Raw genomic sequence first — 610 nt, 5'->3', positions numbered from 1 at the left:
CACCACTACCATGCGATCAGCAGCGAGCGTGCGGTGACGCATGTGCGAGTGAACCTGTACCCCGATGGAGGCCTGGCGCGTCTGCGCTTGTACGGGTTGCCGCAGAGCGATTGGGCGCGCCGCTCGGGCGACGCGTTGATCGACCTCATTGCGATGGAGAATGGCGGTTACGTCGTGGCGGTGAACAACCAGCATTTCGGGATGGCGTCGAACCTGCTGATGCCGGGGCGTGGCGTGAACATGGGGGATGGGTGGGAGACGCGTCGTCGTCGGGAGCCGGGCAACGACTGGGCGATCATTGCCTTGGCGCAGCCGGGGGAGATTACGAAGATCGACGTTGACACAGCGCACTTCAAGGGCAACTTTCCGGATCGTTGTTCCGTGCAGGCCGCGTATGTCACGGGTGGCACCGAACAGTCCTTGATTACGCAGTCGATGTTCTGGCCGGTGTTGTTGCCGGAGCAGAAGTTGGCGATGGACAAACCGTTCTTCTTTGAGGAGCAGGTGCAGAAGTTGGGGGCGATTACGCACATCCGCTTCAACATCATTCCGGACGGTGGCGTATCGCGTTTGCGGCTGTGGGGCCGGTTAAGCGAAAAGAAAGCATAAG

General features: G+C 60.7%; 1 protein-coding gene. It reads left to right on the top strand.

From position 1 onward, the window contains the following. A partial coding sequence (gene alc, locus PTE31013_RS24665; RefSeq protein WP_150615207.1) for an allantoicase occupies positions 1 to 609 on the top strand: 609 nt, incomplete at its 5' end. Position 610 lies beyond the last annotated feature (1 nt).

Origin of the sequence: Pandoraea terrigena, assembly GCF_902459705.1 — a bacterium.
Classification (GTDB): Bacteria; Pseudomonadota; Gammaproteobacteria; order Burkholderiales; family Burkholderiaceae; genus Pandoraea; species Pandoraea terrigena.
Note: the sequence above shows the minus strand (reverse complement) of the source record. Positions and strands in the feature narration are given on the sequence as shown.